General features: G+C 38.7%; 5 protein-coding genes. 1 reads left to right on the top strand and 4 read right to left on the bottom strand.

Features of this window, described 5'->3' with window-relative positions:
• From HMPREF2794_RS21545 to HMPREF2794_RS21535, 3 genes are all read right to left on the bottom strand, one after another.
• Entirely contained in the window at positions 1–1,590 is a 1,590-nt protein-coding gene (locus HMPREF2794_RS21545) for a DUF2075 domain-containing protein (protein WP_246839629.1), read from the bottom strand.
• Positions 1,591–1,779: 189 nt separating this feature from the next.
• Entirely contained in the window at positions 1,780–2,439 is a 660-nt protein-coding gene (locus HMPREF2794_RS21540) for an NAD(P)-dependent oxidoreductase (protein ID WP_008764706.1), read from the bottom strand.
• An 81-nt stretch (positions 2,440–2,520) separates the two neighbouring features.
• The gene (locus tag HMPREF2794_RS21535) at positions 2,521–4,428 is read right to left on the bottom strand and encodes a PAS domain-containing hybrid sensor histidine kinase/response regulator (RefSeq protein WP_022301473.1); all 1,908 of its coding nucleotides are present in this window, start codon (positions 4,426–4,428) and stop codon (positions 2,521–2,523) included.
• A 132-nt stretch (positions 4,429–4,560) separates the two neighbouring features.
• Between HMPREF2794_RS21535 and mnmE the strand changes: the two genes are divergently transcribed.
• The gene (mnmE, locus tag HMPREF2794_RS21530; protein ID WP_010537115.1) at positions 4,561–5,958 is read left to right on the top strand and encodes a tRNA uridine-5-carboxymethylaminomethyl(34) synthesis GTPase MnmE; all 1,398 of its coding nucleotides are present in this window, start codon (positions 4,561–4,563) and stop codon (positions 5,956–5,958) included.
• Between the two features lie 135 nt (positions 5,959–6,093).
• Here mnmE and HMPREF2794_RS29325 read toward each other — a convergent pair.
• A partial coding sequence (locus tag HMPREF2794_RS29325) for a hypothetical protein (protein ID WP_210403607.1) occupies positions 6,094–6,335 on the bottom strand: 242 nt, incomplete at its 5' end.

The raw sequence follows: 6,335 nt of genomic DNA, 5'->3' as shown, positions 1-6,335 counted from the left end.
TTAAATATGCGCTGATTTAATTCCGCCAACGGGTACAGTAATAATATTATTTATAGGATCATAGTCTATCTCCCAACCTATTATCACACCTGCATAATTTAAATCATACCCCTGCGTCGTATGTATACAGCCTATCTCATTAATTGAATTTTCTGAGTTTATCCAGTCTCTTTGGGTAGTATTCCAAATGTACTTATGCGCATTATTTACCTCGTATTTGTTTTCTATCTCAATATCATATAATCCTTCTTTTTGAATTTTAGACAGTTTCATTTTGTGCGTCTTCCAAGGCCAGGCATACCCCGCCATATTCCGACAGAGCCCCATTTTATTATTTTTCTCTTTAATTGCAGATACCATGTCTTCAACATCCTCAAACAACAGTAGTTCATAGGATGAACCAAAAGTGAGCATTTCTTCTTGTTGACACTCCAATATATTGTTAATATATTCTATGTAATCATTTCCACCCTTACACCTCATCTGAGAAGTAAGCTTATAGTTCCGGGTATCCTCTTGCTGAGACAATGAGAAAAATCTTAGTGCTTCCACATCAGAAGGCTTCACCGATTGTCTGGAATCATAAAAGAATAGCTGATACCGGCTTTTTTTCAGTATCCAGTCCAATTCCGTCGCTTCTTCATCTAACTCTAATGCCTTGTTAGCTTTATCATACGATCCATAATTAAATAATGCACGACGACGCCTCAAACGATGTGATTCATCAACAATCAGAAGATCATATAAACCTTCACCCGAGTTGGCAACATCTTCGGGGCTAAGTACCATTTTAGAATCAAGTCCCTGTATTCCATCAAAAACTTTTTTCAATGTCTCACGAAAACTTTGTGTAGGAACTACATACCCAACTCTTAAGTTCGGGCTCAAATGGCCAATTATATAACTAAGATTCTCATCCAATGCTTCTTCTTCCGCAGTCCATGCAGGTGAACTCTCTGCATCAATCAACAGCTTCAGCAAATAAATTCCAAGAATAGACTTACCGGTACCTGCCCCTCCATCAATTATAAAAGAACGGGATTGATTATTATTCCCTAAATCATATTTCAGATCGGTAAGAATTTGCACAGCAACATTAAATTGGTCCAAATTCAAAATCTTATATGGAGAATATTTAAATAAGTCTTGATTCTCAAGAAGAGTAATTCCATGCCTGACAACACCTTCATCCTGAAGAAGCTGCCAAATGTGTCTGAACTCTCTCTGATATTCATCACGCAAATAATAGTTATGAACATGCTGGCCACCATTGCCATTCTGGAGTCTATATTTACCATCAGCTACAATATATCCGATAAGAAACGCTTCAAGATCCAGGATTACAGATTTATTAAAGACTTTATTAAAGATAATATATATGTTTTTCAAAGCTCTGCGTTCGGTATTATTCCAATGATCACAAATCCTGGTACATATATTTGTAGACTCTCCTATATAGGCTTGTCCCTTTTCGTCATCCTCGATAATATATACAACAGGCCATCTATCTTTGAAGGCAGCTTTTACTTTAGAAAAATGTTCCTTCTCAAAGGTACATTTTAAGATTTGAGTTTCTTGTTTGAATATCATAGTTCAGAATATCATTAAGTATTTCTTCTTTGTTTCATTTTGTGTTACAATACCGACACAATGCAAATATCGGAAAATAAAATAAGAAATGGCTTGAACCATACGTCAAAATGTATGCCTCAAGCCATTATTTTTACTTGTTAACTCAAATTTTACACAAGCAAATTTATATAATGATTAACCTCTTAATCAATAGCCAATTGTAAATCTCTCCTGATGATGTTTGGGATGTTCCAACTCGTCAATCATCGCAGCCGCATAGTCTTCTACAGAAATATGGCTGTTACCCACGATGTCCACAATCATATCATCTTTGCCCAAACGATAACGTCCGGTGCGCACTCCCGGTCTCATATCTGCTGCCGGAGAGAAAAATACCCAGTCTATCTCTTTCTCCTTCATCAGGAAGTTCAAATAAAATTCTCCTAAAGCTTTAACTCCGGGCAGGATATTTTCAGGAACTTCACCCGAATCCATCAGTCGCAATCCCGGCGCAATAAACAGTGATCCGGCACCACCCACCATCAGAAAGCGATTCACCCCTGCTTTCTTCACTCCATCAATGATAGTCAGATACACTTTGATGGTTTCGTCATATATATCAGGATTATTCCATCCCGGATTGAATGCACTGATTACAGCATCGGCTCCTTTACAAACTTCGCATACTTCATCGAGTGAAGAGACATCCGCTTTCTTTACTTTCAGATGCTCGTTCTCTATCTTTATTTTTTCGGGATGACGAACTACGGCTGTCACTTCAAAGCCACGATTCAACGCCTCATTCAACAGAGCAGAACCAACAAAGCCGCTAGCCCCTATGAGGACTATCTTTTTCACTTTCTCCATATTCCAACAAAAATTAGATTGTTATTATTACTTTAATAACAATCTAACTTTCAGAATGTTGGTTTCCTTTTAGAAAATTAATTATCCAATATAGGTTTCTATCGTTTCTTTCAGCTTCTCCAAAGAATATGGTTTGGAGATAACAGCATTGCATCCTGCCTGAATAGCTTGTTGTTGTTCCGTATAGAACGCATAGGCTGTAACTGCAATAATAGGAACCGAAAGAGAAATAGTTCGAATCTTCTCTGTAGCCTGAATGCCATCCATCACAGGCATACGAATATCCATTAATATCAAATCCGGTTTTTCGCGAATAAAACTATTGATTGCTTCCTGTCCGTTACGCACCCACAGGATGGTATACTCTTTCTTCAGTAAGATATTCAGCTGGGCAAAGTTCGATTCGATATCCTCCACTACCAAAATCTTTTTATGGCGGACAGATTCAGAATCAATCTTAGTAGACAGAGTCCGTTCGACGACTTCCGCCGGTATCTCCCGATAAGGCAGGTAAAGTGCAAATGTACTTCCTTTTCCCTGTTCTGAACTGACTTCAATACGACCACCCAAGCGTTCTACAATACTTTTACAAATAGAAAGTCCCAGTCCGGTACCTTGTACAAAGTCATTCAGTTTTTCAAAACGAGTAAAGATTTGAGGAAGTTTCTCTTCCGGGATTCCACAGCCTGTATCACTGACAAACAGCTTCAGCCAATCTCCCTCCTGCTTCAATCCTAACGTGATACTCCCCGTTTCAGTATTCTTAATGGCATTGGACAAGAAATTGAATAGTACCTGCATCACGCGGTTTCGGTCAGTAGAAGTCCAGAACTCTCCTTGTGGACGGACCACTTTCAAGTCCACATTCAACTTCATCTTCAACTGATGCACCTTCTCTACTTCGTCTACCAAGCCGGCTATTTCAACCTGCTGAAAATGCATTTCCGATTTACCGGATTCTATACGGGACAAGTCCAGAATATCATTGATCAACTGCAACAGCAGATTACTATTCTTCTGAATAATCTCCAGGTATTCATGTTTCTCCTCTTCATTTTCCGTTACAGCCATAATCTCCGAAAATCCCACAATAGCATTCAGCGGGGTGCGAATCTCGTGACTCATATTTGCCAGAAATACAGACTTCATCCGGTCAGCATCCTCTGCACGGCGTTTAGCTTCTATCAATTCCTCGGAACGGCGAATACGATCACCGATATCGTGTATCAACGCCAGCACAGTGTTACCTTCAAACGGAGCAATGCGTGCCTGAAAATAATGTTTACTTCCATCTACTTCCAATGGATACTCTATTTCTTTCAGCTTACCGTCCTGCAGACATTCCCGAATATTACAGAGAAACAAATCACTTACTTCCGGAGAATAAATACTTCGTCCGTCCGCTCCTTTCAGTACTTCTACCGGATGTAGCAGAATCGTACCCGGCGCCATCAAGACATCCGTTATAAAGAAGTCCTCGTCAAAGATGAAGATAAATTCGGGTAAAGCTTCTATTATTTTACGGTTATGTTTTTCCAAATGCTTAATATGCTGTTCTTTTTCACATTGGGAGGTGACGTTTACAGTATATGCCAACAGTTTATCCGGATCTCCTTCTTCATTCCCTTTATAAGACAGAAAATGATCCTCCAACCAAATCACTTCACCATGCTCTCCTACACAACGAACCTGAATCTGAGATGTCTTGGACTCCGAAGCAAGCATATTAGCAAAAGCCGTCTGATAGGTATTCATATCTTCGGGGTAGACGAAACGATAGAAATCATCAATATCTTTAAAGACCACTCCTGCCTCTTTCAGTCCTAACATACGGAAGTAATCGTCGGTGAAACTACATTTCCCTGTCGGAATGTCATATTCCCATAAAGCAATTTGATGTGCGGCAAGTACAGAAAGTATCTTTTGCGAATTCTCCCGTATGATTTCATTATTCTCATTCGGTGAATATAAATTTGTATCTGGCTCCATAGGCTATAATTGTATTTTGTATGTGTATTGTTTGAACGGCAGCAAATATAAACAAATAAAGCACAAGTTGTGTCTAATCTTATTTTTTTTACTCAGAAACAATTATCTTTGCATCATCCAAAAAGAAATATAATGAATCAAGATACTATCTGCGCTATTGCTACTGCTCAAGGAGGTGCTATCGGGAGCATCCGTGTTTCCGGTCCGGAAGCTATTTCTATAACAAGCCACATCTTCCAACCAGCCAAGCCCGGCAAATTACTTAGTGAACAAAAGCCTTATACGCTGACATTCGGGCGTATTTATAATGGAGAAGAAGTCATAGACGAAGTCCTTGTGAGTCTTTTCCGTGCTCCTCATTCCTATACGGGAGAGGACAGTACAGAAATCACATGTCATGGTTCTGCTTATATTCTTCAGCAAGTGATGCAGTTGTTGATTAAGAACGGTTGTCGTATGGCTCAGCCGGGAGAATATACCCAACGCGCATTCCTCAACGGAAAGATGGACTTAAGTCAGGCAGAGGCTGTAGCCGATTTGATTGCATCTTCTTCCGCAGCTACCCATCGTTTGGCTATGAGTCAGATGCGGGGAGGTTTTAGTAAAGAGTTAACAGATCTACGCAACAAGTTGCTAAACTTTACTTCCATGATCGAACTGGAACTTGACTTCAGTGAGGAGGACGTGGAGTTTGCAGATCGTTCGGCATTACGAAAACTCGCAGATGAAATAGAGCAGGTTATCTCCCGACTGGTCCATTCATTCAATGTAGGGAATGCCATTAAGAATGGTGTTCCGGTGGCTATCATCGGTGAAACGAATGCGGGAAAATCGACTTTACTGAATGTATTACTGAATGAGGATAAAGCAATCGTCAGTGATATTCATGGCACCACACGTGATGTCATTGAAGATACTATTAATATAGGTGGCATCACTTTCCGATTCATTGATACTGCTGGAATCCGGGAAACAAATGATACCATTGAAAGTCTTGGTATCGAACGTACATTCCAAAAATTGGATCAAGCGGAGATTGTACTTTGGATGATTGATTCATCTGATGCATCTGCCCAGATAAAGCAATTATCAGAAAAGATCATTCCTCGTTGTGAAGAGAAGCAACTAATTGTTGTATTCAACAAAGCGGATTTGATTGAGGAAAAGCAGAAAAAAGAATTATCTGCTTTATTAAAGGACTTTTCTAAAGAATACACGAAATCTATCTTCATATCGGCAAAAGAACGTAGACAGACCGACGAGTTACAAAAGATGCTTATTAATGCAGCACATCTACCTACGGTAACACAGAATGATATTATTGTGACAAACGTAAGGCATTATGAAGCTTTAAGTAAAGCTTTAGATGCTATTCATCGAGTGCAGAATGGGCTTGACACGCATATATCCGGAGATTTTCTTTCACAAGATATACGGGAGTGTATTTTTTTTATTTCAGATATTGCAGGGGAAGTGACGAATGATATGGTGCTCCAGAATATTTTTCAGCATTTCTGCATCGGCAAATAGCAGTATATAACAAATTGATTATCAACATATTACACAATATACAATAGAAAGTAAAAGAAGAAACAGTCCAACTTAGATGACATTGATAATCAATACATTAAATGCAAAGGAATAATAAAGTATTGTATCAATTTTTCATGATTTTGTCCCCCGTTTGTTCCCTGAACGGATACAAGGGACAAAATTCTGTCCCTCATACAATTTAACAGTGATAAATAGGCAAATTTTATCAGTACCACTAAAACTTATCCAAATTACAGATAATATTCGAATAGAACTGAATTGTTTTTTCAGCCAAAATAGATTCTGATAATCAAGCGATTTGTATATTTGAATATCAGTGATTTTTATAGGGTAATTTAAAGAATTCACTGAAA

Source organism: Bacteroides sp. HMSC067B03 (genome assembly GCF_001811315.1).
Lineage (GTDB): Bacteria > Bacteroidota > Bacteroidia > Bacteroidales > Bacteroidaceae > Bacteroides > Bacteroides faecis.
The sequence above is the reverse complement of the archived record's forward strand: the minus strand, read 5'-3'. Positions and strand labels throughout refer to the sequence as shown.

Coding starts and splice junctions, on each gene's coding strand:
- HMPREF2794_RS21545 (WP_246839629.1), bottom strand. CDS start 1,590: ATGATATTCAAACAAGAAACTCAAATCTTAAAATGTACCTTTGAGAAG.
- HMPREF2794_RS21540 (WP_008764706.1), bottom strand. CDS start 2,439: ATGGAGAAAGTGAAAAAGATAGTCCTCATAGGGGCTAGCGGCTTTGTT.
- HMPREF2794_RS21535 (WP_022301473.1), bottom strand. CDS start 4,428: ATGGAGCCAGATACAAATTTATATTCACCGAATGAGAATAATGAAATC.
- mnmE (WP_010537115.1), top strand. CDS start 4,561: ATGAATCAAGATACTATCTGCGCTATTGCTACTGCTCAAGGAGGTGCT.